This is a genomic window from Ruegeria sp. YTSA105 (genome assembly GCF_059610225.1).
In genome coordinates, this window is record NZ_JBXWNE010000004.1 from 106005 (window position 1) to 129148 (window position 23144).

Here is a 23144-nt window from a genome sequence, read left to right on the forward strand (position 1 = left end):
GCATTATGCCCACCGACACCCGATCTAAACCCAAAGGAACCCTTGGGTTCTGGATGTGCACCGCGCTGGTGGTGGGCAATATGATCGGGTCCGGTATTTTCCTGCTGCCCTCTTCTTTGGCCGCGTTCGGGCCAATCTCGATGGCGGGATGGGTTCTGACCGCAGGTGGCGCGATTGTGCTGGCCCTGATCTTTGGTCGGCTGGCGCGATTGTCTTCCAATACCGGCGGGCCATACGCTTATGCGCGCGAGGGCTTTGGTGATTTTGCCGGTTTCCTGATTGCTTGGGGCTATTGGATCGCGCTGTGGTCTGGGAATGCCGCCGTTGCCGTCGCCTTTGCTGGCTATCTCAGCTTTATGGTGCCCGCCATTGGGGAAACTGCGCTCGCGGGATTGGCGGTCTCACTTGGTGCGATTTCGCTGCTCACCTGGGTCAATCTGCGCGGCGTTCGGCAGGCCGGGATTGTGCAAGTGGTGACCACGGTGATGAAGCTGGCCCCGCTGCTGGTGCTGATCCTGCTGGGACTGTCCCATGTCCAACCGGCCAACTTCCGGCCGGCCAACCTTAGTGGAATGTCGAACATATCGGCGATCTCGGCCTGCGCGGCGTTGACGCTTTGGGCCTTTGTGGGGCTCGAATCCGCAACGGTTCCGGCGGGCGATGTCAGGAACCCTACCAAAACGATCCCTCTTGCGACGATTGTCGGAACCTGTGTTGCCGCATTGGTCTATATCGCCACGACCTATGTGGCGCTTGGGGTGGTGCCATCCGGCACGCTGGCCGGAAGCAACGCACCGCTGGCGGATGTTGCGCATGTGATGTGGGGGTTTGGCGGTGCGGTATTCATCGCGGTCGGGGCCTGCGTTTCGACCTTCGGCACGCTCAACGGATTTGTGCTGCTGACCGGGCAAGTGCCACTGGGCGCGGCGCGTGACGGGTTGTTCCCGGCCGGTTTTGCCCGGGTGTCACGGACTGGTACGCCGGCATTTGGCCTGATCTCCTCAAGCCTGCTCGCCAGCGCTCTGATCGCTATGAACTATACCCGATCCCTGGCTGAACAGTTTGAATTCATCATTCTGTTGGCCACCCTATCCACGCTGGTTCCCTACCTGCTGTGCGCAGGTGCCGAGATTATGATCCGCGCAAAACGCAAAGAACGCACCCGCCTGCGACCGCAGGCCTTTGTGCTGGCGGGTCTCGGTTTTGTCTATTCATTCTGGGCGATCTTCGGCGCTGGAAAGGACGTCGTTTTCTGGGGCGTCCTGTTGCTGTTGGCTGGGTTGCCCATCCATGTCTGGCTGCGTTGGCAGTCCGGCGCGATTACATCAAAGGAGATATCATGACTGGATTTGGCGCACATTCCGAGATTGGGAAACTTCGAAAGGTGATGGTCTGCGAACCGGGTCTAGCCCATTCCCGCCTGACCCCCGGCAATGCGGCAGAGTTGCTTTATGACGATGTTCTTTGGGTGCACAAAGCCCGCTCTGACCATGCCGATTTCCGCATGAAGATGGAGGATCGCGGGGTTCAGGTTTTAGAATTCCAGACGCTGCTTGCAGAAACGCTGAAGGACAAGGGAGCCCGTAATTGGGTTCTGGACCGCCGCATTACCGAAAATCAGGTGGGCGTCGGTATGCTGAATGAGCTGCGCGGCTGGTTGGATGAGATGGCGGCCAAGGATCTGGCCAGATATCTGATCGGCGGCATCGCGGTCGAAGATATGCCGTTCAAACCCTCAGGTATGTTCGGCAGCTATCTGGGGCCACTGGGCTTTGTGATCCCACCGATTCCAAATACGCAGTTCACTCGTGACAACAGTTGCTGGATCTATGGCGGAGTGACGGTCAACCCGATGTACTGGCCGGCGCGGCGCCCCGAAACCCTGTTGGTGACCGCGATCTACAAGTTCCACCCAGAGTTCCGCGACGCAGATTTCGAGATCTGGTGGGGTGACCCAGACAAGGATCACGGCGCGGCCACGGTCGAAGGCGGTGATGTCATGCCCTGGGGCAATGGCAGTGTGTTGATCGGCATGGGCGAACGTACCAGTCCGCAGGCGGTTGGTCAGGTTGCCCGCGCTCTGTTTGCCAAAGGCGCGGCGGAGAGGGTTGTTGCCTGTCAGATGCCCCGCAGCCGCGCGGCTATGCATCTGGATACAGTGTTCAGCCATTGCGACCGCGAGACCGCGACTGCCTATGTTGATGTCTGTAACGACATCCAGTGCATCAGCCTGCGCCCCGGAAACAAAGAGGACACGATCGACTTCCGGCGCGATGACAAACATCTGTTCGATGTGGCCGCCGAATGTCTGGGGATCAAATCTCTGAACATCGTGCAGACCGGCGGAGACGCATTCAATCAGGAACGCGAGCAGTGGGACGACGGCAACAACGTGGTGGCGTTAGAGCCCGGCGTGGTCGTCGCTTATGACCGCAACACCTATACCAACACGCTGCTGCGCAAGGCGGGGGTCGAGGTGATCACGATCTCGGGCTCGGAACTGGGGCGTGGACGAGGCGGCGGGCATTGCATGACCTGCCCGATCTGGCGTGACCCCGTGGATTATTGAACCCGATTACTGAAAAAGGAGATTGACCAATGGCATTTAACATCAAGGGCCGCAGCTTCCTGAAACTGCTCGATTTCGACCAGCGCGAGCTGCGTTATTTGCTGGACCTGTCGCGCGATCTGAAGCGCGCAAAATATGCGGGGTCTGAAATCCAGCATCTAAAAGGCAAGAACATCTGCCTGATCTTCGAAAAATCCTCGACCCGGACCATGTGCGCCTTTGAAGTGGCCGCGATGGATCAGGGTGCCGGTGTCACCTATCTTGGGCCCTCGGGGTCACAGATCGGGCATAAGGAAAGCATGAAGGACACTGCCCGCGTGCTGGGCCGCATGTTCGACGGCATTGAATATCGCGGTTTTGGGCAGGAACTGGCGGAAACACTGGCCGCCAATGCGGGCGTGCCGGTCTATAACGGGCTGACCGATGAGTTCCACCCGACCCAGATGCTGGCCGATCTGCTGACCATGCAGGAATATGGAGAAAAGCCCCTGCATGACATCAAATACGCCTATGTGGGCGACGGGCGGTCCAATATGGGCCATTCGCTGATGATCGCGGGCTGCATGATGGGGATGGAAGTCCGCATCGCCGCCCCACGTGATCTGTGGCCGTCCGACGAATTCCGCGGTCCGGCGGAAGAAGCCGCCTCGCGTTACGGCGCAACGCTGACCATCACCGATGATCCTGCGGCCGCCGTGGATGGCGTGGATTTCATCCACACCGATGTCTGGGTCTCGATGGGCGAAGCACCAGAGGTCTGGGACAGCCGGATCAAGCAGCTGACCCCCTATCAGGTCAACAGCGCGTTAATGGCAGCGGCAAACAATCCAAACGTCAAATTCATGCATTGCCTGCCCGCCTTCCACAATACCGAGACAAAAGTGGGCGAAGACATCCACGAGAAATTCGGCATCACCGAAATGGAGGTCACCGAAGAGGTATTCGAAAGCCCCGCCGGTATTCAGTTTGAACAGGCCGAAAACCGAATGCACACAATCAAGGCCGTTCTGGTCGCCACTCTGGGGGCCTGAGTCATGCGCATCGTCGTCGCCCTTGGGGGCAATGCGCTGCTGCGGCGGGGTCAGGCCCTGACCGCCGAGAACCAGCGTGAAAACACGGCCATCGCCGCGCAGGCGCTGGCCACTATTGCCGAGGGGAACGAGTTGATTGTGACCCACGGGAATGGCCCTCAGGTGGGATTACTGGCCCTACAGGGCAACGCCTATAAACCGGATGAGGCCTATCCGCTGGACGTGCTTGGGGCGGAAACCGAGGGCATGATCGGGTACATGATCGAGCAGGAGCTGGGCAACCGTCTGCCGCCCGAGACGCCTCTGGCCACGCTGCTGACCATGATTGAGGTCGATGCCAAGGATCCCGCCTTTGACGACCCCACAAAATTCATCGGTCCGGTATATGACAAACCCGAGGCAGAACGATTGGCCGCCGACAAGGGCTGGCAAATTCGTGCGGATGGTGACAAATGGCGACGGGTTGTTGCCTCTCCGCTGCCGAAACGGATTTTTCAAATCAGGCCGATTAAATGGCTGCTGGAACGGCAAACCGTGGTGATCTGTGCCGGTGGCGGGGGCATTCCCACGGCCTATACTTCTCCGGGTTATCTGGAGGGGATAGAAGCGGTGATCGACAAGGATCTGGCCTCGGAGCTGCTGGCCCGAGAGGTCGGGGCCGATTTGTTCATTTCGGCAACGGATGCTGATTGTGCCTATCTGGACTGGGGTACCGATACTCAGCGTGGCATAAAAGCCGCCTCACCAGATGCCATGGCCAAGTTCAATTTCGCCGCCGGTTCGATGGGCCCAAAGGTCGAGGCCGCCGCCCAGTTTGCGCGGCTTACCGGCAAATCTGCAGCCATCGGCGCACTGGCCGATCTGGCGGATATCGTTGCGGGCAGGAAGGGCACAACCATAAGCAAAGACGCAGCTGAAACCCTATTTCACGACTAACTCAGATGATTGCTGGGGCTGACGGCACCTCTAACAGAACCGCCAGCATGTTCAGTTCCACCTAAGTGGTTCTGTTTGAATTCTGGCAACAAGGGCAAGGCGGCACCGGACGTGTATTCTCCAGAACCAATAACGGCTTGAACTTTCATTTTCTTTGCGCGACTTGAAAGCATGAAGACTTTGAACTGTCCAAACTGCGGTGCGCAAACCCCGATTGCGCTGAAAGGGATAAAGGTTGCCACCTGTGCGTCCTGCGGTACGACGTTGATGATCAATGATGTCCAGGTTCAATCGGCGGGCCAGCAGGGTGAGATGCACGATGCACCGCTTTTGTTCGGGATAGGCGATCAAGTGCAACTGGGTCGAACGTCGACATTGATTCTTGGTCATGCGCGCTATTCCTACGGGCGGGGGTTCTGGGATGAGTTCTGCGGTGTCGATGGTGATGGCCGCACCTGCTGGATATCGCTCGATGAGGGAGATGTCGTTCGGCAGAAACGCTTGACCGGAAAGTACACGCCGAAATTCATGCCTCCGTTCAAGCTGGGCGAAACGCTGGATTTTGACGCGGCCACATTCACGGTTACCGAAGTTGAACATGCCGAATGCATCGCCCTACGCGGACAGTTCGATGAGGTGCTTCAGGTCGGGGAAAGCCATGAATTCGTGAACGCTTCCGCCGGGGACGAGGCTTTGTTGTCCGGCGAATTCTGGCCCGGTCATGCGATCTGGTTCTACGGTCGGTGGTATGACGCATTTGACGTGAAGGTTCAGCGGCAGCCATGACCCGAGATCCAAGTCTTCTTTCGATCAACTGCACCTGCTGCGGCGCCGGTCTGGATGTACTGGGCGGTGGCCGGGTGATCGTGCAGATCTGTTCGTATTGCGGGGCCGAGCTGGATGCACAGAACAACTATCGGACATTGCGGCAGTTCAAGGATCAGAAACGCCCGGAAACCCCGCTTTCGATTGGGATGAGTGGGTCGTTGTATGGTGCCGAGTTCACCATAATTGGTCTGATCGAACATGCCGAGCGCTGGGGCGGACGGGTCTACCAATGGTTAGACCATCAGCTCTATTCGCCAACTCACGGCTATGCCTGGCTGACGCTTGAGGCGGGGCATCTGGTGTTTTCCAGACGCTATCGCGGATCGGCCTGGATGTCGGAGCGGTGGGTTGAGACAGCGGAATCCCCTCCCTCTGTGACGACCGAGGATGGGCGCTATGTGTATTACGAGACCACCACAAGCGCGGTCACCTATGTTGAGGGTGAATTCACCTGGCCGCCGTCACTGGGGGAAAAGACAACCACGATTTCGGCGATGTCTGATACGGCGATGCTGGGGTTTTCAACCACTGGGTCCGAGCGTGAGACCTATCGCTTGTTCTATGTTTCGAAACAGCAGGCCGAAGCAGCTTTTGGGGTTTCATTGAACCTGAACCCACATCGGGTGCATCCGCTGCAACCTTTCATCGAGGGCCCAAACTATAGATTTTTGCTGGTCGTATCATTCGTGTTTACGATCCTCTGTCTTGTGATGGCGGTCTCCTTCTCTCAACGATCAGGTGAGAGGGCGATAGAGCGTCAGGCGCTAAAACGTGGCGACTTCCCCGCCGAGATCACAATCCCGCTTGAAGCCAATAGCCAACTGACGAACGTTACCTTTTCGGGCAATGTTGAAAACAGTTGGATCTATCTGGACATCGAGATGTTTGATCCGGACGGAGAGCCGGTGTTCCAGGCGGGTCGAACAATCGAATATTACACCGGTCGCGACTCGGACGGCACATGGCGTGAAGGCAGCAAATTTGCGAGCCTGACGTTTCGGCCAGATCGCACGGGTGATTACACATTGGCACTGGACGTGCCAGAGCAGGGGCTTTGGAACGGACAGGGCGCAGATCATGTGCCCGGGCAGCCGTTCAGCCAGTTGCAAGTCAGTGTCAAAACCGGACTGTCCAGTGGTCTCTGGGCATTTGCGCTGGCCGGGGTTTTTGGAGCGCTGTTCCTGTTCCAGTTCGGGCGCAAATGGATTCATCAACGCGCCCGGTGGTCGGGAACTGATTGGGTAGATGAGAATTAGAGTGACAGCTTTCAGGATCATTTTCATCGTCATTTCGACCCTGGCCGTGGCTGCCACAGGTTATGTCTCGTGGCATGGGTATTGGGCCGAAAGCCGTGACTTGGACACTTCGGTTCGGGTCGGCAGCGGTGGCGGCGGGTACTATCGGTCAAATCGGATAAAATAGTGAGGAATCAATGGACTATATAGCAGCAATTCAGATTGCAGAGATCATCAGCACAATCTTTTACACCCTTCTGGGCGTGACGCTGATGTGGGTCGTGTGGAAGGTGATCGACTGGATGACGCCCTTCTCGGTCGTGCACGAGATTGAAAAAGATCAGAATATCGCGTTGGCGATCCTGATCGGGCTGCTATTTGTGGCGGTGTCCATCATCATCGCGGCCGTCATCCTGTCATGACCCAGCCCCGCGCGGTTGAGGCGCGTGCCGCGTGGTTGTTGCTGGCCACCTTTCTGGTGGCTGTCGCCGGTCTGATCTATGAGCTGATTGCAGCCACTCTTTCGAGTTATCTGCTGGGGGACTCCGTCCGCCAGTTCTCGTTGGTGATTGGTATCTTTCTGTCAGCAATGGGGGTCGGGGCCTGGCTATCGCGCTTTGTCTCGGATGCGTTTTCCGGATTTGTCTGGGCGCAGATCCTACTGGGCATTGTCGGCGGGTTTTTGGCGCCGGTGCTGTTTCTGAACTACGCGTGGATGGGGCAGGTGGCCTTGCCGCTTTACGGCGCCTTGATTGCCATTGGTATCCTGTCGGGGATGGAAATCCCTTTAATCGCCCGCGTTCTGGAACAGATTGGGGCGCTGAAATTCCGTTTCGAAAACGTGCTGAGTGTCGACTACATCGGTGCGCTGGTCGCCTCGCTGGCCTTTCCACTGCTGGTAATCCCATATCTGGGGTTGATGTCTGCCAGCCTGGCCTTCGGAGGGCTGAACCTCGCCGTCGCAGGCCTGTCCCTGCTGGTATTTCGGGAATGGGCCACGCGAGTCCAGGTTGCGGTCTGGGCGGTGGCCTTTGTGGCAACACTGGGCGCGTTGTGGCAGTCCGAGCGGCTGGTCTCGGTCACCGAGGCTGAGCTGTTCGAGGATGATGTCATCCTGTCCGAGGCCACGCCGTATCAGCAGATCACCGTCACCCGGTACCGCGACCGGGTGCGCCTGTTTCTGGATCATTCGATCCAGTTCGATTCCCTTGACGAACACCGCTATCACGAGCCACTTGTGCATCCGGCCATGGCCCTTGCACCACGCGCGCGTGACATCCTGATCCTTGGGGGTGGAGACGGCATGGCCGCGCGCGAGGTGCTGCGCTATCCCGAGGTGCAATCCGTGACGCTGGTGGATCTTGATCCGCGTGTGACGCAGTTGTTTCGCGACCATCCAGATCTGTCCAAGCTGAACGACAATGCTCTCAGCGACCCGCGCGTGACGGTTGTCAACGAAGACGCCTGGAGGTTTCTGGAGCGGGAAACCCAGATTTACGACGTGGTGATCATTGATCTGCCAGACCCCAAATCCATCGCCTTGTCCCGGTTATACACCAAGCAATTCTACGGCTTGCTGGCCGAACGGCTAAGCGGGCAGGGGGTCTTTGTCACCCAGGCCGGATCACCGTTCTTTGCTCGGCAGGCCTTTTGGTCGGTGGCCGAAACGATCGAGAGCAGCCGCAATCCGCAAAGGCCCGGGCGGGGACTGCAGGCGGTTCCCTATCACAGCTACGTGCCGAGCTTCGGCGAATGGGGGTTTGTTCTGGCTACATTTGAACCATTGACCGACCGTAGAATCGAACTGCCGGATGGGTTGAGCTATCTCGACGATGATGTTTGGCGCGCGGCACAGATTTTTGGCGGTGATACCGACCGGGTCGATGCCGAACCTAATACACTGCAATCGCACGCACTGATGGGATATTACTTAGACGGTTGGGACTACTGGTTCCGGTAAACCGCGGTTGACGCGCGTAATTTCAACTCGGGCAGGGCGCAGGTGCTTCTCAAGATATGCGACCGCTTTGTCCGGTTGCGTTGTGCCACACATGAAGATGTCGATGGCGGCATAATCATTTTCCGGCCAAGTGTGGATCGAGATATGGGATTCTGCCAGCAACAACACTCCGGTCACACCGCCATGCCCGCCAAATTTGTGGAACTTGCCCGACAGTATCGTTGCGCCAGCCTCCCGCGCCGCGCGGGTCAGTGCCTCTTCGATGTGCATTACGTCGGTTAGGTATAGGCTGCCGTAATGATCGACCAGAATATGCATTCCCGAGCCAGCCAGCGTGCCTGTGTCAGCGTTTTTGATTGCTGGTATGGTCATGATCCTGGTCCTTTCTGCGATTTGATTTTTCGCAGATTCTTAGGGGTTTGTGCGCGGCAAGTACCTAGTTGGCTTCGCCCTTCAGGGCAATGGAAATGAAATTGAGGGATGCAAAGAGGACTCTTCGAATTTAATAGTTAAGAAAGAAGAACGTACTCAGGTTCTATTTTCTCTTGATCAAATGGGACGCAGCTTTCCACGATTATGCTCGACCTAAGGTCCAGACTTGCGTGTCATGGTTCTGGGGTGAAGGGCCGAGACGATAGGGTTTCACTGGACAGTAATTTGGAATTTTAACCTTGTAAATCTTCCATCAAATGGAATAAATGCAAGGTATGATCAAGCGCGGTGATAGGAAGTCAGTTGAAGACTCTCTCGAGAACCAGGCGGGTGTAGTCCTGCTTGGGCCGCGGCAAGTTGGGAAGACAACCCTCGCGCAGGATATCGCTGAAAGCCGTGACGCTGTCTATCTTGATATGGAGAGATCTGCTGATCGCCAGGTGCTCGAAGAGCCAGACCTCTATCTCGACGAGCAGGTTGGGCGCCTGGTGGTGATCGATGAAGTTCAGCTTATGCCCGGCCTGTTTAAGGCATTACGCGGTCAGATTGACCGACGACGAAGACAAGGGTATCGGACTGGGCAATTCCTGCTGCTGGGGTCGGCCTCGAACACGCTTCTGCACCAAAGCGCAGAATCTTTGGCTGGCCGGGTCAGCTATCACGAGCTGACGCCTTTCATTTTGTCGGAAACCGGAGCGGACTCGATCTCTGCGCTGTGGTTGCGGGGTGGGTTTCCAGATAGCTTCCTTGCCAAGAACGACAAAACCAGCCTGGCATGGCGCGAGGATTTCATCCGCACCTATCTGGAACGCGATGTTCCGGCTTTTGGGTTGCGCATCCCGGCGGAAACATTGCGCCGGTTCTGGACAATGCTTGCCCACGAGCAAGGCGGGTTACTCAATGCGGCGAAACTCGCGGGAAACCTTGGCGTATCGGGCCAGAGCGTTGCCCGCTATCTTGATTTGCTGGTCGACCTGATGCTGGTGCGCCGTTTGCAGCCATGGCATTCCAATGCCGGAAAACGTTTGGTCAAATCTCCCAAGGTTTATATTCGCGATTCCGGGTTGGCCCATGCGCTTCTTGGGATCGAAACACCGGAAGACCTGCTTGGGCATCCGGTTGTCGGCGGCAGTTGGGAAGGGTTCTGCATCGAAAACCTGATCGCCGCGGCACCGCGCGGAACAGAAGCAAGCTTCTATCGCTCTTCAGCAGGGGCTGAGGTGGATTTGATGTTGAAACTTCCCCGCGGCGGCCTCTGGGCCATAGAGATCAAGCGGACGACATCAGCGAAGGTTACGCGTGGGTTTCACATCGCGACAGAAGAATTGGACGTCTCAGAGCGCATCCTTGTCTATGCCAACGACAAGGAAGTGCCGGGGCAGGGAGGTGTGCGAGCTATGCCTCTCATGAGCGCAATGAAACGGCTGGCGTCAGCATAGACGCAAGAGGGACCGCGCCATTGGCTCAACGTCATGCCCTAAATTCGAAGAAAACGTGGTCGTAGAAGCTATCGAATCCGACTGCTTGTAGTAGATTTCCCGAAGGAGTAGTCACGTTGACCGCCAGCCCGACAGGGACAGCCGGTTTACAGACGGTTGAAAGCTCTACAGAAAAACGCCTGTTTTGATTATTCCAAGCCTGCGCTTCTGCCGCGTCTCAACAAATTGAACCGAATGCAGCGAGGGTCTCAAGCCGCTACTGAAAGGGAGCAGTACGGACAGGATACGGGATTTTCAGCGCATCTGCCCCGGTTCGTGGCTATACAATAGACAAGACACTCGTTAAGGGGCTGTCTTTACCCATGGATGATGCATTGATTGCAATACCGCACAATCCCATCTCCTGACCGATGAAAAGAACCACCGCTGTGAAACAAACCATTGCAAATGCGCTGGCTCGCAAGGGCTATGACACCTTAACCCAAGTTCAGCAGGCTGTAACCCGGCCCGAACTGGAAGGGAAGGATATGCTGGTTTCGGCCCAAACCGGATCGGGTAAAACCATCGGATTCGGTCTGGCGATTGCGCCGCGACTTTTGGGTGACGCTGAGACTTTCGAAACCTCGGGCGCACCGCTGGCACTTGTTGTAGCACCAACAAGGGAACTGGCGCTGCAGGTAAAGCGTGAACTGAGCTGGTTGTTCGCCGATGCGGGCGCGTTTCTGGCGTCCTGCGTCGGAGGCATGGATATTCGGGATGAACGTCGCGCGTTGGCGCGTGGCGCGCATATTGTTGTTGCCACTCCGGGACGGCTGCGGGATCATATCATGCGGGGCTCGATCGACCTGACGGCCATTCGCGCCGTGGTTCTTGATGAGGCCGACGAGATGTTGGATCTCGGGTTCCGAGAGGATCTGGAATTCATTCTGGATGAAACACCATCAGACCGTCAGACTTTGCTGTTTTCTGCCACTGTCCCACGTGCGATTGCCAATCTGGCGACACGGTATCAGCGCGATGCAGAACGTGTGAGCACCGTCAGCGAAAAGACGCAGCACGCCGATATCGATTATCGTGCTATGTTGGTCGGCCCGCGCGACGGCGAGAATGCAATTATCAATGTGTTGCGCTATTATGAGGCGCCGAACGCCATCGTGTTCTGCAATACCCGCGCGATGGTGTCACGTCTGACAGCGCGCCTATCAAACCGGGGCTTTTCGGTCGTCGCCCTATCCGGAGAATTGACCCAGAGCGAACGCTCGAACGCCTTGCAGGCCATGCGCGATGGGCGTGCCAGGGTCTGTGTGGCAACGGATGTTGCCGCCCGCGGTATTGATTTGCCTAACCTTGATTTGGTGATCCATGCGGAACTGCCAAACAGCCATGAAACACTGCTGCACCGCTCGGGTCGAACAGGCCGGGCCGGGCGCAAGGGCGTTAGCGCACTAGTGGTTGCACCCGCGTCGCGGAAAAAGGCGGAACGTATTCTGAAATTCGCCAAGCTGACCGCCGATTGGGGGACAGCCCCGTCAGCCGAAGAGGTGACCGAACGCGATCAGGTGAGGATGTTCGCATCGGATGACTGGCAAGCAGAGATCACGGAAAGTGAACGCGCAGCAGTTCAGGAAATGGTAGAAAGCTTTACCCCTGAGCAGATTGCAGCAGCTTACCTGCGGCAGTACAAGCTGCGTCATTCCGCGCCAGAAGAGTTGTCGACGGTCGATCAGCAAAGCCAGAAACCGCGCGCGGCTTTTGGCCCCAGCGTCTGGTTTTCGCTGTCCGAGGGGCGCAATCAAAATGCGTCGCCGCGTTATATGCTGCCGATGATCTGCAAGTCAGGCAATCTGACGAAGGATGACATTGGGGCCATCCGGATTGCCGATGATGTGACCTATTTCGAGATACGTGAGCCCAGCGTCGAAGGGTTTCTGACAGCCGTTGGGCCCGAGATGAAGATCGAAAAGGTCAAGAATCTCGTGCGTCTGGACACGGCACCGGACTTTGCTGCAACTGGCCGGACCAAGCCCATCGGAAAGCAAAGAGGCAAACCGATTACGAGCAAACGAGATACGACTCCGACCGAACGGAGCAGCACTGCAACTTATGGACGTCGCAAGCCTGAATCCGAGGGCCGGGCACCTTCCAGCCCTGCAGAACGTCCCACAAGGGCCGTCAAATCAGCCAAAGTAGAACGCCAGCGTGCTTCGAAAGACGAGGCAGATGCCTTGTTCAAACCGGTTGGTGCAAAGCCAAAGGCACGTAAGGGCGGTAAATCTGAAGCCAAAGGCGGCGACATCAAATCTGCCCGAACAGCATCAAAGGGTCCACCTCCACCCAAAGGTAAGTCAAGCAGCAAGAAGAACCGAGCGCGAGTCGCAGCGGCCAAATCTACAAAAGGTGGCGATTCTGTCCCGAAACGGCGGAAGACTTAGCCTGCATTCCATTCCGAACCTGGTTTTTTGGCTCTGGGCATTACCTTTAAGGGACAATGGAAGGCATGGGCGAAAGAAACCGCTCCATCACGACCAGGATCGGACTATCCCCACAATGTACCTTTGGTTCACAGGTCGGGATTGTGTGAGAGGCTCACCATGGAGAGCCGGACAAGCCTATCCAGTTTCTGTACCACGCGGGTAGCAGAGACGCTGGTGGAAACCATTAGGCAGAGGTTCTTTCGTATTCGTTTGCTCCCAGAAAATTTGGCGAACTTCACATCAGAACGAGGAAAGCTTCGCGGACAGGTCGAAACCCATGTCTGTAATTGTCGAGAGGCAGATATAACTGCCTCTCGACAAATTGAACCACAATGGCTGCCTATCTGTTGAGGAACTCCATTTCGTACTTATCCTCAACATCGGGCACTGGATGCTCAGCGTGAAGCGACGAGACAATACCATAGATCATGAACAACAAGATCACGGCGATTGGTAGCCCTGCGACGATGGACGCTGTCTGTAGCGCGCTCAACCCACCGGCCAGCATTAGGACACCGGCAACAACGCCTGCGGTAATACCCCAAAACACACGGAACTTGATTGGCGGATGCTCGTCACCCATCGACAGCATTGTGCACATCACCAGTGTCCCCGAGTCAGAAGACGTGACAAACCACGAAATCAGCAGAACCGTAATCAACACTGTGATCGGGTACACCAACCATGTGTAGCCAAATCCTTTGACCGTTTGGAATACGCCAGCGGCGTAGTCATTGTTGACCGCCTCGACGACACCTGCGTCGTAGAACAGATCAACCCCGGCTGCAGCGCCACCAAAGACACCCATCCAGAGCATCACGACTGAGGTTGGGATAAGAAGAACGCAATAGCAGAATTGCTTGATCGTCCGCCCCTTTGAAACCCGCGCAATGAACAGTCCAACAAACGGGCACCATGCGATCCACCAGCCCCAGTAAAAGATCGTCCACCAGCTCTGCCATTGGTTTTCGGGCTCACCGTTGATCCAGAAACCCATGGGTATCACTGTCCAGAGGTAATCTCCAAATCCGGATATGGTTATGCCCAACAGGAATGCCGTCGGTCCCAGAATGATGAACAGGAGCAGCAGGCCAACACTTGCCATAACGTTGGCTTCAGACAAGATACGCACGCCTTTGCCAACACCCGATGCAGCAGAAGCCGTGCCAAGACAGGTAATGATTGCGACGAGGATCAACTGATTTGTCTGGGTGTTTGCCATCCAGCCAAGATCCTCAAGACCGGCGGCGATTGGTGTGACGCCCAACCCCAATGAGGTTGCGAGGCCAAAGATTGTACCAAATACGCCAATCAGATCGACGAGATGACCCCAGGGACCATAGATCCGTTCCTTCAGCACAGGATAAAGAGCGGTGCGCAAAGTCAGAGGAAGCCCATGGCGGTACGAGAAATATGCAAGGCAGAGGCCAACCAGCACATAAAGGGCCCAACCGTGGAAACCCCAGTGGAAATTCGTGATCGTTACCGCAGAAACCGCGGCGTCAACCGAACCTGGTTCAATTCCCGCCCGCTCAAGGAATGGGCTGCCTTGGATATGGAACATTGGCTCTGCAACACCCCAATAGATCAGACCAGATCCCAAGCCCGCACTAAACAGCATGCAAATCCATGAAAACGTTGAAAAATCTGGCTCGTCATCATCCTTGCCCAGCTTCACGTGTCCGAACCGGCTGATCATAAGCCAAATTACGAAAAACAGTGCCGCGTTAACGACCAGTACATAGAACCAGTCCAGGCTACCGATGATGAAGTTTTTACCTGTCGCAAAGATCGCACTTGAAGCTTCAACATCACGGATCGTGAAAAACACAAACCCCAATATCATCACCATCGAAGCGATACCCATCGTCGGATTCATACCTTTGAACAAGCCGCTCTTTGCTACAAGATTGTCAGGTTTCTGTGTTGATTGATCACTCATTTTGCACCTCTTAGACCTGTTGTTTCGGCTTACCGTGTTGAACCCGCAGCGCCCTGACGGGCGGAGGTTGCGAGCCAGGACTGGAACGCCTCTTCCAGGCGCCCGTGGTTGGTGGCCCACCACTCGGCGTCCGACAGAATGTAAAGATTGTCTTCATACGCCGGACCGTTCGGGATGCGCTCCAAAACGTCGTCTGACAGGAGTGTCATCGAAGATTTTCGGGTTGGACCATTTGGCAGGTACCCGACCATATCGGCCAGCGAATTTGAGCTGCTAGCAAAGCGAATAAAATCAATGGCTTCTTCTTTATTCTGGCTTCCTTTTGGTATGCCGAACAGATCCAGCTCAATCACACGGCCGTCCATGTTGACCGTAAAATCGGAACCGTCTTCCTGGGCGGCCGTTGCACCGGTAGTGGCCCAGATCGATGACATCGCAATGTCGCCAGAGTTCAGCAGACGTACGGGTTCACGCCCGGTTTCCCAGATTTGCAGGCCGGTTTTTATGTCGTCCATCTTTTTCAGCGCGCGCTCAACACCTTCTTCGGTTTCGAGCGTTGGATACACATCATCGCGGGCTACGCCGTCGGCCATAAGGGCCCATTCCATGATCACTGTCGGATCATTTCGGATGGCACGTGGCCCAGGATAGGTTTCTGTGTCGAAGAAATCCGAAATGGTTGATGGAGGCGTTTCTGCGAATTGAGAATTGTTATACGCATATGCGGTGCCCCATACGATGACTCCTACGCCACAATCATTCAGGGCACCTTCGACAAAATCCTCGCGAAATGGTGTACCATCGACGCCATCAGGCAGTTCTATGTCAGATATGTTCTCCAGCAAGCCCTCTTCGCAGGCGCGAAGTGAATCTGCTTGCGTAAGGTCGACCACATCCCAAATCACATTTGCGCTTTCGACCTGATCGCGGATTTCCGAGATGCCACCATTGTAATGTGCAACATGCACATCAGCGTTTTTGGCTTGCTCATAAGGGCGCACAAACCCAAGCATCTGACTTCGCATGTAAGGGCCGGTCCAGGATGTGAAGGTGATGGACGGCCCGGGCTCTGGGATTGTGGTTTCGCTCTCAGAGTTACTTTGCGCCATCGCATTACTCAAAGAGAGAGTAGAAAACAGCGCAGCTATCATTATCCGACAGCCCCTGACCGCCTTTAGCCTATAGTACATCATCAAATTCCTCCCTAGTCGCTTCTAATTTTGTATAAGCGCTTTGTTTGGGTCGTCCTCCTGGTCAATTCCCAGCACATTCAGCAAGAATACATCAAATTCACCCTGATGATCAGCAATAATCAAAAATTGCGAAAGCTAAATACGACTATTACGCCAGACAGAGCGACAGATTTGGCAGAGCCACCAAGAAACAAGGCTTGCGGTTACAGGTTGTTTTCCAGAAGCCAGCGATACAGAGAAACCGGTTCCTGTTCATCGACCACAGTTAATTACGGACCTGATCTTGGGGCCTATCTCACCTTCGGCGAAAGAGCCTCAGGGGCGTGCGCGGGCGCTGGAATGACGACGCCCAGGACATGGTGTGCCACTTCGCACACGCGACGGATATCAACATCGCGGAGCTTTGAAGTCTTGATCAACATTCTCATGACAGCTGCATGATCGCCGCCGCCCACGGGCGTAGGCAAATATATCCTGCGCGCTTTGTGATTTGTATGTCGTTCGCTGTGTAACCGTTCAGGATGTCGATAGGGGCCAGTAACTCTGTGACTTGCTGGTTGAAGTCGCAAACCAGCAAGCACCGGCCGAGCAATTTGATACAATTTATCTTGCCCTCGACGCTCCTCCAGCGATGCTCGTTGTCTCAATTTTACCTGATGGCGCGACAGAGGTTTCTAGAGGCGCGCAGGGCCTCATTCCTTGCGCCGAGCCGTTTCAACGCTTCATTGTAGGCCAACCAGTGCGTCATTTTGACTTCGTGGGAGTAAAGCAGTTCATACCACACAGCTATCACCTTGGATTCATGCAGTTAATCCTCGAACCAAATTGTGCGGAAAAGTAGGTTTATTGGTCAAACAGCAAAAAATCTTTGCAGTTGAAACCTTGCTTTATTGGTCGGAGTGAGAGGATTCGAACCTCCGACCCCTGCCTCCCGAAGACAGTGCTCTACCAGGCTGAGCTACACTCCGACCGTGGCGGGTGATTTATACCTGAGGGTTTGGATATGCAAGAGGGATTCTGGGTCTGGTTTGTGATTAATAACAGGCTTTGGACAGGCTCAAAATCCCCGCGATTAGACCCATGTCAGACCAGGCGGTCAGTGCGATAAAGTCGGATTTTTGTGCCGCCGTGATCCACTACCGGCCCTGCCGGAAGCAAAGGAAGGCGCGTGGCATGGGCCAGGGATGGGGTGCTTGTTACGATGCCAACGCGCCAGCCTTTGAAGCGTGACATCAGAACCTTGCCGAAACTCCCATACAAGGATCGCAGCCGTTTTTCATCGCCTATCCGGGCGCCATAAGGGGGGTTTACGATCACTAACCCCTCAGCGCCTTGCGGGGGCTTCAGATCGCTGACGGAGTGGCAATGAAATGTTGTATTGGTCGAAACACCGGCTTGTTCCGCGTTGGCTTTTGCGGCCTCGATCGCGCCTGCATTCCTGTCGGAGCCGAAGAACTGAACCTCGGGGGCAGGGGGTTCTGACCCGGCGCGCATGTCGGACCAGATGTCGGGATCAAAACTCCTTAGGCTTTCGAATGCAAAATTACGCGTGCGACCGGGAAGCAGGCCCAATGAGATCTCGGCAGCCTCGATGACGAAAGTGCCCGACCCGCACATGGGATCCAGCACCGGTTCGGTCCCGTGATAGCCACATTCGCGCAGGAACATGGCCGCCATTGTCTCGCGCATGGGGGCCTTGGCGACGGAAGTCTTGTGACCTCGCTTGTGCAGGGGCTCTCCGGAGGTGTCGATCGAGAATGTGCAGATGTCTTTCTCAATCCGCAAAAGCACGCGCAGGGCTGCATCTGTCGAGATTGGAGTCCCCAGTGTCTCGGCCAGCGCTCGTTCGATCCTTTGGCGCGCGGCACCCGCATGATAAATGCGCGATCTGCGGCTTGTCGCCTCGACTTTTACCGGCTCTTCCGGGCGCAGGAAATCTGACCACGGAAATTTTCTGGCGCGTTTGTCCAGTTGTGCCAGATGGACAGCGGGAAAGCTGCCAATCCGAACCAGAACTTTATTTGCGCCCCGAAGGCAAAGGTTGGCACGCCATACTTCGGGCCACCCGCCCCGACAAACCACGCCACCAGCAATGACCTTAGCATCGGCGAATCCCTGTTCGGTGGCCTCGGCATGCAGCGGCGCCTCTAGTCCGGGCGTTGCTACCAGAAAAATTTCCAGATCGTTCGTTTGTTCCATCAAGGGTGCTTACACCGGACATGATCGGGGCGCGACAGGCAATTTCAGCGAAAGTGATACAAGAAAATGAATACCGTGAGGGAATTTTGACGGTTACAGGTTTGCTTTTGGTATCATCCCCGCGTAAAGGGGCCACAATCAGAGGGACGGCCGCGGATTTCAGTCGCAATTCGACGCTTTTGCGACGACTGCTTGGAATTCTCGCGTTATTGTCTGACACTAGATAGGTGTTGGCTCAGCCGGCACAGGTAAAGAGGCTTGGAAGACCGTAGCGACATGCAAACTTTCAAACTGAAAAAAGGGTTGGAGCTGCCGGTGCAAGGCGCACCGGAACAAACCATCCATCCGGGTCCAGAATTCAAGACTGTTGGGGTTTTGGGGGGCGATTACCTTGGCTTGAAACCGCGAATGCTGGTTCAGGAGGGGGATGACGTTCAACGTGGCACTCCGCTTTTCTGTCACAAGGACGCACCCGAGGCGATGATGGTCGCCCCGCTAAGTGGTAAGATCGTTGCCATCAACCGTGGTGCGCGCCGGGTTTTGCAAAGCGTTGTGATCGAGGTTGCGGATGCCAACGACACGGGTATCGATTTCTCGGGTGTTGGTGATGCGGACAGCGCCGAGGGTGTTACCGCCAAGCTATGCGCCGCGGGGCTGTGGACCGCTTTCCGTACGCGTCCCTATTCCAAGATACCAGTTCCGGGCACCAAGCCAGCAGCGATTTTCGTCACCGCCATGGATAGCGAGCCACTGGCCGGAGATGCAGAACTCATCATCAATGACGCGGGCAAAGCATTTGCGGATGGTCTGGTAGCCGTATCCAAGCTGACCGAGGGCAAAACCTATTTGTGCCAGCAGGACGGTGCTTCAGTTCCGGGTAGCGATCTGCCAGACGTAGAGGCGGCGGCATTCTCTGGTCCGCATCCTGCGGGTTTGGCCGGAACCCACATCCATTTCCTCGAACCGCTTGCGGGCGAAAAGCAGGTCTGGACCATCGGGTATCAAGATGTCATCGCCATTGGCCGCCTGATGCAGACGGGCCATCTGGACCCTAATCTGGTGATCGCCCTGACTGGCCCGGGTGTCCGTCAGCCGCGCCTGATCCGTACGGTGATGGGAGCGTCGACCGAAGACCTGACCAGGGATGAGATTGATGTGGAGGGCACGGCACGGATCATTTCGGGCTCGATCCTATCTGGTCAGCATGCGGATGGCCCAACGGCTTATCTGGGGCGTTTTGCAAGGCAGATGACCATCATCCGTGAGGACCACGACCAGATTCCGATGGGTTGGATCCGCCCGATGCCTTCGAAATTTGCGGTTCAGCCGGTGCTGGGTTCTGCTTTCGCCAAAAAGCTGTACGCGCTCAGCTCGAATCTGAATGGGGGGCGCCGCGCCATGGTGCCTACGGGTACGTTCGAAGAGCTGATGCCGCAGGACTATCTGCCGACGCAACTACTGCGGGCACTACTGGTGATGGACACCGATACTGCGCAAGCTCTGGGCGCGCTAGAGCTGGACGAAGAGGATCTGGGCCTTGTCGGCTTTGCCTGTCCGGCAAAATATGAATACGGGCTGGCGTTGCGCGACTGCCTGAACAAGATTGAAAAGGAGGGCTGATCCAAATGGGTTTGCGCAGCTTCTTCGATCGGATCGAGCCGAACTTTACCAAGGGCGGCAAGTACGAAAAGTATTTCCCCATCTACGAGATGGTCGAAAGCTTTATCTACACTCCGAAAACCGTGACCTCTGTGGCCCCGCATGCGCGGTCTTACGTGGATATGAAGCGGATCATGACCTATGTCGTGATCGCGACCATTCCCTGTATCCTTTGGGGGATGTGGAACACCGGCTATCAGGCCAACTCGGCCATCGCCAGCCTCGGGCCGGACTCTGCCACCGGTTGGCGCATCGCTCTGCTGCAGATGTTTGGTATCTCGCTGGACCCCAGCAGTGTCTTTGCAAATGTGATGCACGGGTTGATGTATTTTCTGCCTATCTACATCGTCACACTGGTCGCAGGCGGTATATTCGAGGTCATCTTTGCCACCGTGCGCGGCCATGAGGTGAACGAAGGTTTCCTTGTAACATCAATGCTTTACACTCTGATTATGCCGGCCACTACACCCTTGTGGCAGGTGGCTTTGGGCATTATCTTCGGTGTGGTGATCGGCAAAGAGGTATTTGGCGGCACCGGCAAGAACTTCCTTAACCCCGCGCTGGTTGGTCGTGCGTTTTTGTACTTCGCTTATCCTGCTCAGATGTCGGGTGACTCGGTTTGGACCCCGGTTGACGGGTTCTCGGGTGCAACCGCGCTGGCGGTGTCAGCGGCCGAGGGCGTACAGGCTCTTGCTGCCGAAGGGATCACATGGTCCAGCGCTTTTTACGGCACCATTCAGGGCAGCTTTGGCGAGACCTCGACCTTGGCCTGCTTGATTGGTATGGCCTTCCTGCTGATGACCAAGATTGCCAATTACCGCCTGATCGTTGGCTGTCTGGCCGGGACCATCGGATTTACTCTGCTGCTGAACCTGATCGGGTCGGATACCAACCCGATGTTCGCGATGCCGTGGTATTGGCATGTGGTTCTGGGTGGGTATGCATTTGGCCTGGCCTTCATGGTGACCGAACCGGTTTCCGCCAGCCACACCAACCTGGGCCGCTATATCTATGGCGCCTTGATCGGAGTGATGGTTGTGATGATACGCGTGATCAATCCGGCCTTCCCCGAAGGCATGATGCTGGCCATCCTGTTCGGCAATGTCTTTGCACCGCTGATCGACTATTTCGTCGTGCAGGCCAATATCAAACGGAGGGCGCGTCGCCATGTCTGATCCGCAACCTCAAGAACCCAAGGGCGCATTGGCTCGCTTTCTGGCCGCCTCGCCGGATTCGGTTGGCAAGACGATCTTCGTCGCCGTTGCTGTCTGTCTTGTTGCCTCGATGGTGGTTTCCGCCGCTGCGGTCAGCCTGCGCCCGGTGCAAGAAGCCAACGCGCTGAAGGACAAACAGGTTAACGTTTTGCAGGTGGCTGGTGTCTTCGAGCCGGGCATAGATGTGACCGAAGCCTTCGCTGCGTTCGAGCCGCATGTGCTCGAGCTTGCCACCGGCGAATTTGTCGACGATCAGTTCGATCCGGCAACCTTTGATGACCAGGCTGCTGCAAGTGATCCTGAACTCAGCGTAGCATTGGACACTGACCCGGCGGGTATTGGTCGTCAGGCCAAGTACCGAGTGATCTATCTGTTGCGCGATGATGCGGGCGATTTAGACAAAGTGATCCTGCCGCTGCATGGTTATGGCCTGTGGTCGACGCTCTATGGTTTTATCGCTCTAGAAAGTAACGGCAACGACATCTACGGCCTGCAGTTCTATCAGCATGGTGAGACCCCCGGCCTTGGCGCCGAGGTGGACAACCCGCGATGGAAAGGTCTGTGGAATGGCAAGAAATTGCGCGACGATGCAGGCGAGCTGCAGATTACCGTCGCCAAGTCGCAGCCCGCCTCCGGTCCCGATTTCTATGTCGACGCGCTTGCTGGGGCCACTCTGACCTCGGTTGGTGTCGATAACCTGGTGAAATTCTGGATGGGTGACGCGGGCTACGCCCGGTTCCTGGCCAAACTGCAAGCAGGAGAGTTTTGATGTCTCAGACCAAGAAAGAGATGCTGGTCGACCCGCTTGTCGACAATAACCCGATCACGCTGCAGGTCCTGGGCATCTGTTCCGCGCTGGCCGTGACTTCTTCGTTGCAGGTGGCCTTTGTAATGGCGCTGGCTGTGACCTTCGTGACCGCCTTCTCGTCGATGTTCATTTCGATGTTGCGCAACCAGATACCCGGCTCAATCCGGATCATCGTTCAGATGGTGATCATCGCGTCGCTGGTGATCCTGGTGGATCAGGTTCTCAAGGCCTATGCCTTCCAGATTTCGAAAACCCTGTCGGTTTTCGTTGGGCTGATTATCACAAACTGTATCGTGATGGGCCGTGCCGAGGCATTTGCGATGAAGAACCCCCCGATAGCATCTTTTATCGACGGTGTTGGCAACGGCATGGGCTATGGGCTGATCCTGCTGCTAGTCGGCTTTATCCGCGAGCTGTTGGGGGCCGGGTCGCTGTTCGGTGTCACCATCTTGCAGACTGTGAACAATGGCGGCTGGTACGTACCCAACGGTATGCTGCTGTTGCCACCTTCGGCGTTCTTCATCATCGGCCTGATCATCTGGGCCTTCCGTACATGGAAGCCGAACCAGGTCGAAGAACGCGAATACAAAATCCAGCAGGTAGAGGCGCACTGATGGAAGGGCTTATCTCACTGGCCGTAAAGGCCATCTTTGTCGAAAACCTTGCGCTCAGCTTCTTTCTTGGCATGTGTACCTTCATCGCCGTGTCCAAGAAGATCTCGACCGCGCTGGGTCTTGGGATCTCGGTCATGGTCGTGCAGGCGATCACCGTTCCCGCCAACAACCTGTTGCTGACCTATCTGCTGAAGCCGGGCGCGCTGGCCTGGGCCGGGTTCCCGGATGTGGACCTGACCTTCCTTGGCCTGATCTCGTATATCGGCGTGATAGCCGCGATGGTTCAGATCCTCGAGATGGTCTTGGACAAGTATTTCCCCCCGCTCTACAACGCGCTGGGTATTTTTCTGCCGCTGATCACGGTGAACTGCGCCATCCTGGGTGGCTCGCTGTTCATGGTCGAGCGGGATTATAACTTTGCCGAGGCCACGACCTATGGTCTGTCCTCCGGCTTTGGCTGGGCGCTGGCGATTACCGCTATGGCGGGGGTGCGCGAAAAGCTGAAATATTCGGACATTCCTGATGGCCTGCAGGGTCTGGGGATCACCTTTATCACCGCGGGTCTGATGGCGATGGCCTTCATGTCCTTCTCGGGCGTGAAACTGTAAGGG

At 56.2% G+C, this 23144-nt stretch carries 22 protein-coding genes and 1 tRNA gene; 17 read left to right on the plus strand and 6 right to left on the minus strand.

Annotated features, from left to right (window positions below):
- The first annotated feature begins 5 nt into the window (after nt 1-5).
- From AC2FH2_RS07305 to arcC, 4 genes are read left to right on the plus strand one after another with little or no spacing between them, the layout of a single operon-like run.
- Nucleotides 6-1343, plus strand: a complete 1338-nt coding sequence (locus AC2FH2_RS07305; RefSeq protein WP_496823231.1) for an amino acid permease — start codon at nt 6-8, stop codon at nt 1341-1343.
- Nucleotides 1340-2569, plus strand: coding sequence for an arginine deiminase (locus AC2FH2_RS07310; RefSeq protein WP_142636397.1), 1230 nt, complete (start codon nt 1340-1342; stop codon nt 2567-2569). Before AC2FH2_RS07305 ends, AC2FH2_RS07310 begins: the two co-directional genes overlap by 4 nt.
- Nucleotides 2570-2598: 29 nt before the next feature.
- Complete coding sequence (gene argF, locus AC2FH2_RS07315; RefSeq protein WP_496823232.1) at nt 2599-3600, plus strand: ornithine carbamoyltransferase; 1002 nt, start codon at nt 2599-2601, stop codon at nt 3598-3600.
- A gap of 3 nt (nt 3601-3603) precedes the next feature.
- On the plus strand, nt 3604-4536 hold the full coding sequence (gene arcC, locus AC2FH2_RS07320) for a carbamate kinase (protein WP_496689276.1): 933 nt from the start codon (nt 3604-3606) through the stop codon (nt 4534-4536).
- On the opposite strand, the gene AC2FH2_RS07325 is transcribed toward arcC, so the two are convergent.
- Nucleotides 4533-4811: a hypothetical protein gene (locus AC2FH2_RS07325; protein ID WP_496823233.1), complete on the minus strand. Its 279-nt coding sequence runs from the start codon at nt 4809-4811 to the stop codon at nt 4533-4535. The genes arcC and AC2FH2_RS07325 overlap by 4 nt on opposite strands.
- Here AC2FH2_RS07325 and AC2FH2_RS07330 point away from each other — a divergent pair.
- From AC2FH2_RS07330 to AC2FH2_RS07350, 5 genes are read left to right on the plus strand one after another with little or no spacing between them, the layout of a single operon-like run.
- Nucleotides 4804-5322, plus strand: a complete 519-nt coding sequence (locus tag AC2FH2_RS07330; protein WP_496823234.1) for a DUF4178 domain-containing protein — start codon at nt 4804-4806, stop codon at nt 5320-5322. The two genes, AC2FH2_RS07325 and AC2FH2_RS07330, sit on opposite strands and share 8 nt — an antisense overlap.
- Nucleotides 5319-6620, plus strand: coding sequence for a DUF4178 domain-containing protein (locus tag AC2FH2_RS07335; RefSeq protein ID WP_496823235.1), 1302 nt, complete (start codon nt 5319-5321; stop codon nt 6618-6620). Before AC2FH2_RS07330 ends, AC2FH2_RS07335 begins: the two co-directional genes overlap by 4 nt.
- 1 nt (nt 6621) lies before the next feature.
- Nucleotides 6622-6786, plus strand: a complete 165-nt coding sequence (locus tag AC2FH2_RS07340) for a hypothetical protein (protein WP_496689284.1) — start codon at nt 6622-6624, stop codon at nt 6784-6786.
- A gap of 10 nt (nt 6787-6796) precedes the next feature.
- Complete coding sequence (locus AC2FH2_RS07345) at nt 6797-7021, plus strand: DUF350 domain-containing protein (protein ID WP_142636390.1); 225 nt, start codon at nt 6797-6799, stop codon at nt 7019-7021.
- Entirely contained in the window at nt 7018-8559 is a 1542-nt protein-coding gene (locus AC2FH2_RS07350; protein WP_496689286.1) for a polyamine aminopropyltransferase, read from the plus strand. Before AC2FH2_RS07345 ends, AC2FH2_RS07350 begins: the two co-directional genes overlap by 4 nt.
- Here the strand turns inward: AC2FH2_RS07350 and speD are convergent.
- A complete protein-coding gene (speD, locus tag AC2FH2_RS07355; protein ID WP_142636388.1) occupies nt 8530-8931 on the minus strand; it encodes an adenosylmethionine decarboxylase in 402 nt (133 codons plus the stop codon). The genes AC2FH2_RS07350 and speD overlap by 30 nt on opposite strands.
- Before the next feature lie 335 nt (nt 8932-9266).
- Here speD and AC2FH2_RS07360 point away from each other — a divergent pair, with 335 nt between their 5' ends.
- Both AC2FH2_RS07360 and AC2FH2_RS07365 read left to right on the plus strand, forming a co-directional pair.
- Nucleotides 9267-10430: an ATP-binding protein gene (locus AC2FH2_RS07360; protein ID WP_496823236.1), complete on the plus strand. Its 1164-nt coding sequence runs from the start codon at nt 9267-9269 to the stop codon at nt 10428-10430.
- 410 nt (nt 10431-10840) lie between these two features.
- Nucleotides 10841-12862 (plus strand): DEAD/DEAH box helicase, encoded by a 2022-nt coding sequence (locus AC2FH2_RS07365; RefSeq protein WP_496823237.1) that lies wholly within the window; start codon nt 10841-10843, stop codon nt 12860-12862.
- A gap of 382 nt (nt 12863-13244) precedes the next feature.
- On the opposite strand, the gene AC2FH2_RS07370 is transcribed toward AC2FH2_RS07365, so the two are convergent.
- Together AC2FH2_RS07370 and AC2FH2_RS07375 are read right to left on the minus strand one after the other, a co-directional pair.
- Nucleotides 13245-14846 (minus strand): BCCT family transporter, encoded by a 1602-nt coding sequence (locus AC2FH2_RS07370; RefSeq protein ID WP_496698393.1) that lies wholly within the window; start codon nt 14844-14846, stop codon nt 13245-13247.
- Between the two features lie 29 nt (nt 14847-14875).
- The gene (locus tag AC2FH2_RS07375; protein WP_271948936.1) at nt 14876-15955 is read right to left on the minus strand and encodes an extracellular solute-binding protein; all 1080 of its coding nucleotides are present in this window, start codon (nt 15953-15955) and stop codon (nt 14876-14878) included.
- Between the two features lie 634 nt (nt 15956-16589).
- On the opposite strand from AC2FH2_RS07375, the gene AC2FH2_RS07380 reads away from it, so the two are divergent.
- Nucleotides 16590-16880: a hypothetical protein gene (locus AC2FH2_RS07380; protein WP_496823238.1), complete on the plus strand. Its 291-nt coding sequence runs from the start codon at nt 16590-16592 to the stop codon at nt 16878-16880.
- Between the two features lie 50 nt (nt 16881-16930).
- Here the strand turns inward: AC2FH2_RS07380 and AC2FH2_RS07385 are convergent.
- Nucleotides 16931-17007 (minus strand) — tRNA-Pro (locus AC2FH2_RS07385).
- A 115-nt stretch (nt 17008-17122) separates the two neighbouring features.
- Nucleotides 17123-18238, minus strand: coding sequence for a THUMP domain-containing class I SAM-dependent RNA methyltransferase (locus AC2FH2_RS07390; protein ID WP_496823239.1), 1116 nt, complete (start codon nt 18236-18238; stop codon nt 17123-17125).
- 276 nt (nt 18239-18514) lie between these two features.
- On the opposite strand from AC2FH2_RS07390, the gene AC2FH2_RS07395 reads away from it, so the two are divergent.
- The 5 genes from AC2FH2_RS07395 to nqrE are packed head-to-tail and all read left to right on the plus strand — an operon-like array spanning nt 18515 to nt 23141.
- Entirely contained in the window at nt 18515-19858 is a 1344-nt protein-coding gene (locus AC2FH2_RS07395; protein ID WP_496823240.1) for a Na(+)-translocating NADH-quinone reductase subunit A, read from the plus strand.
- A gap of 5 nt (nt 19859-19863) precedes the next feature.
- Nucleotides 19864-21072: an NADH:ubiquinone reductase (Na(+)-transporting) subunit B gene (locus AC2FH2_RS07400; RefSeq protein WP_282027194.1), complete on the plus strand. Its 1209-nt coding sequence runs from the start codon at nt 19864-19866 to the stop codon at nt 21070-21072.
- Complete coding sequence (locus AC2FH2_RS07405) at nt 21065-21880, plus strand: Na(+)-translocating NADH-quinone reductase subunit C (RefSeq protein ID WP_496823241.1); 816 nt, start codon at nt 21065-21067, stop codon at nt 21878-21880. The genes AC2FH2_RS07400 and AC2FH2_RS07405 overlap by 8 nt, the downstream gene beginning before the upstream one ends.
- Nucleotides 21880-22533: an NADH:ubiquinone reductase (Na(+)-transporting) subunit D gene (locus AC2FH2_RS07410; RefSeq protein ID WP_142636378.1), complete on the plus strand. Its 654-nt coding sequence runs from the start codon at nt 21880-21882 to the stop codon at nt 22531-22533. Before AC2FH2_RS07405 ends, AC2FH2_RS07410 begins: the two co-directional genes overlap by 1 nt.
- Nucleotides 22533-23141, plus strand: coding sequence for an NADH:ubiquinone reductase (Na(+)-transporting) subunit E (gene nqrE, locus AC2FH2_RS07415; RefSeq protein ID WP_142636377.1), 609 nt, complete (start codon nt 22533-22535; stop codon nt 23139-23141). Before AC2FH2_RS07410 ends, nqrE begins: the two co-directional genes overlap by 1 nt.
- Nucleotides 23142-23144: the final 3 nt, after the last annotated feature.